This is a genomic window from Longimicrobiaceae bacterium (genome assembly GCA_035936415.1).
GTDB lineage: Bacteria > Gemmatimonadota > Gemmatimonadetes > Longimicrobiales > Longimicrobiaceae > JAFAYN01.
The window spans coordinates 1-3201 of the sequence record DASYWD010000493.1; the positions used below are offsets into that span (position 1 = coordinate 1).

5 protein-coding genes are annotated in these 3201 nt (G+C 76.3%); 1 reads left to right on the forward strand and 4 read right to left on the reverse strand.

What is annotated here, in order from left to right; genetic code table 11:
• On the forward strand, positions 1-1108 hold a 1108-nt coding region (locus VGR37_19955), incomplete at its 5' end, for a DUF58 domain-containing protein (GenBank protein ID HEV2149685.1).
• Here VGR37_19955 and aac(3)-IV read toward each other — a convergent pair.
• From aac(3)-IV to VGR37_19975, 4 genes are all read right to left on the reverse strand, one after another.
• Positions 1068-1895 (reverse strand): AAC(3)-IV family aminoglycoside N-acetyltransferase, encoded by an 828-nt coding sequence (aac(3)-IV, locus tag VGR37_19960; protein HEV2149686.1) that lies wholly within the window; start codon positions 1893-1895, stop codon positions 1068-1070. The genes VGR37_19955 and aac(3)-IV overlap by 41 nt on opposite strands.
• A 107-nt stretch (positions 1896-2002) precedes the next feature.
• Positions 2003-2239, reverse strand: a complete 237-nt coding sequence (locus VGR37_19965; GenBank protein ID HEV2149687.1) for a hypothetical protein — start codon at positions 2237-2239, stop codon at positions 2003-2005.
• Positions 2240-2343: 104 nt separating this feature from the next.
• Positions 2344-2907 carry an orotate phosphoribosyltransferase gene (gene pyrE / locus VGR37_19970; GenBank protein HEV2149688.1) on the reverse strand — a complete coding sequence of 188 codons (564 nt, stop codon included), beginning with the start codon at positions 2905-2907 and terminating at the stop codon, positions 2344-2346.
• The coding region (locus VGR37_19975; protein HEV2149689.1) for a hypothetical protein at positions 2904-3201 on the reverse strand (298 nt) is incomplete at its 5' end. The genes pyrE and VGR37_19975, both read right to left, overlap by 4 nt.

Genomic DNA, 3201 nt, shown 5'->3' on the forward strand with positions numbered 1-3201 from the left:
GGGCGGAACGGCCGAGGTGCGGCTCCTCGCCACCAACGCCACGGACCGCACGGTCCGCCTGCGCGTGGCCGACGACCTCCCGCCGCTCCTCGTCGCCGAGGGACCGGAGTTCCACGAGCTGGTCGTCCCGCCGCGGCGGGACGCCGTGGCGACGTACCGGGTGCGGGCGGCCGAGCGCGGGGACGGCGCGTACGGCGACCTGCACCTGCGCGTGGCGGGGCCGCTGGGGCTGGTGTGGGTGCAGCGGCGGGAGCGCCGGGCGGACCCGCTGCGGGTGCAGCCGGGGGTGATGGAGGTCCGGCGCCACCGCCTGCTCGGGCTCCGGCACCGGCTGCGCGATGCGGGGATCCGCAGCGTCCGCCAGCGGGGGGAGGGGGGATCGTTCGAGTCGCTGCGGGACTACGTGCGCGGCGACGACCCGCGCACGCTGGACTGGAAGGCCAGCGCGCGGCGGGGGACGCTCACGGTGCGGCAGTACGAAGCCGAGCGGCGCCAGAACGTGCTCCTCGCCATCGACGCCGGGCGGCTGATGACGCAGCGGATCGGCGGGCGCGAGCGGATCGACCACGCCCTTTCCGCCGCCCTCCTCCTGGCCGACGTGGCGGGGAGCCACGGTGACCGCGTGGGGCTCCTGGTCTTCGCGGACCGGGTGGAGCAGTACCTCCCCCCGTCGCAGCTCTCCCTCGCCCGGCTGGCCGACGCGCTGGGGAGCGTGCAGGCGCGGATGGTGGAGCCCAACTACCCCGCGGCCTTCACCTACCTGGCGAGCCAGCTCCGCCGCCGCTCGCTCCTGGTGATCTTCACCGACGTCATCGACGCCGAGGCCTCCGGCGCGCTCGTCTCCCACCTGATCCGCTCCGCCTCGCGCCACCTCCCGCTCGCCGTCGCCATCCGCAACCCCGAGCTGGAGGCCGCCGCCGTGGCACCCGTCGAGGACGAGCCCGCCGTCTTCCGGCGCGCGGCCGCCGAGGAGCTGCTGCAGGCCCGCGCCGCGGCGCTCGCCGCCATGCAGCGCGCCGGGGTGCTGGTGGCCGACACCCGCCCGGAAGACTCCGTCACCGCCGCCGTCAACCGCTACCTGGAGGTGAAGAGGCGGGCGCTCCTCTGACGCTCGCCCTCGCCGCGTCGCACTCGGCGCACCCCGCCCCGGGAGGGTGGAGGAAGAGCAGCGGATCCGCGGCCAGGTGCTCCAGCGCGACCTCCACCACGTCCCGTGCCCGCGCGAGCCGTGCGTGCGCGTGTCCCACCCGCCCCTCCGCCTGCAGCCCCCGCGCGCGCAGCCATCCGTCCGCCAGGGCGAAGCGCTCGCAGCAGTGGTCGTTCTCCAGGTAGTCCACCCGGACCGGGCGCCCGTCCCGGAGCGCCGTGCAGTGCTTCGGCACGCGGTACGGGACGCCTGCGAGCAGCTCCGCCAGGTGGAGCGTGGTGTCCGCGTCGTGGCCCACCCCCAGGAGGAGCACCTGCCCGTCCAGCTCGTGAACGCGGCCCGCCGGGCTCCCGGGGGCGTGCGGCGGAATGGGAAGGGGACCCGCCGTGACCCGCTCCGCCAGCGGGCCGGCCGCGGCGAACGCGAACGGGTGGGTGCTCCGCGCCACGCCGGGGAGCCGCCAGAAGGTGTCGGCGACGACGCCCAGGTCCGGCGACGCCGGGGTGGCGGCCGGATCGAAGGGCTCGTCGTCCTCTCCCGTCCAGGCCGGCATCACCAGCGTGCCCCGGGGGCCCAGGGTGTCCCGGAGCGCCTCGATCAGGCCGCGCGGTCCCCCCTCCACCGGCCGCACGGCGCGGAAGGAGGTGTGCACGAGCAGCACCCCGCCCTCCCGGAGGCCCAGCGCGCGGAGCTGCGCCGCGACCTCGGCCCTGCCGAGCTCCCGCGGGGCCGCCTGGCTCTCCGTCATGGACACCTCGCTTCCTGGTAGGTAGGGACGGGGATCCTGCGGACGTGAAGAGCGGACGCTCCCGCACAGGGCGCGCCCGCTCGAAGGTCGCCGGACGGCGGCGCTCGTCAGGTCCGCATCGCCGTCCTCACCTCCGCCTCCCGCTCCAGCTTCCGCCGGAGCGCGTCCGTGGTGCTCCGCAGGTGGTTCCGCGGCGCCAGCAGGTGCTCGCGCACCCGGTCGCGATCGCGGGGGGGCAGCCGCGCGGCGCGCCCCACCGCCTGGTCCAGCAGCTCCAGCGCCCGGAGGGCGACGTCCAGGATGTCGGGAACGCGGTCGGCGGCGGGGGGCAGCTCTCGAGTCATCGGCGGGGCGCGGGTGAGGGGCATCTCGGCGACGCCCGCAAGATGCACCCGCACCCCCACCGCTGTCAACTCTGTCCACTTTTCTCCGTCCGCCACTCGTCCCCCTATCCCGGCTCTCCCGCCTCGGCGAGCAGCTCCGACACGCGGAAGAGCGCGTGGACGGGGTACCCCGCCGCCTCGATCGCCTCGCGCCCGCCCCCCTCCCGGTCCACCAGGGCGAGCACCCCCAGCACCGCCCCCCCCGCCTGCCGCACCGCGTCGCAGGCGCGCAGGGCGCTCCCGCCGCTGGTGATCACGTCCTCCACCACCACCACCGGGTCGCCCGCGGCGAAGCACCCCTCGATCCGCTTCCCCGTACCATGCTCCTTGGCCTCCTTGCGCACGGAGAAGGCGTGGACCGGGCGCCCCGCGATCCACGAAGCGTGCGCCACGGCGTACGCCACCGGGTCGGCGCCCATGGTGAGCCCCCCCACCGTGGCGGGGGCGAGGCCGGCGCCGTCGAGCAGCTCCAGCCCCAGCCGTCCCACCAGGTACTGCCCCTCGGCGTGGGTGGTGGTGGTGCGGCAGTCGATGTAGTAGCGGCTGCGCGCGCCCGAGGCGAGCACGAAGTCGCCCAGGCGGAGGGAGCGCTCCACCAGCAGGCGGAGGAGTCGGTCGCGGTCGGTCACGTCGGGTCGGGTGCGGGGGTGGGGATCTCGATCCACTCTTCCAGCGTCATCGGGGCGGGGTAGGGATCGCCGAACGCCTCGTGGAGCGCCCGGATGGCGTCCAGCGCGTCGGCATCCCCGCGCAGGTCCTCCTCCGTCCCGAACTCCAGGAACTCCAGGTACAGGTCCTCCACGTCCGCCGAGCGGAAGCGCCAGGCGTGGGCCCTGCGCGCCGCCGCCGCCGCGTGCAGGCGCCCCCAGGCGGCGTCGTACTCGGCGAGGCGCGCGGCGGGGACGGCGCGGCGGATGCTGACC

Bases quoted from the DNA above. Each gene is read 5' to 3' on its own strand.
- VGR37_19965 (HEV2149687.1), bottom strand. From the start codon at position 2,239: ATGACTCGAGAGCTGCCCCCCGCCGCCGACCGCGTTCCCGACATCCTG.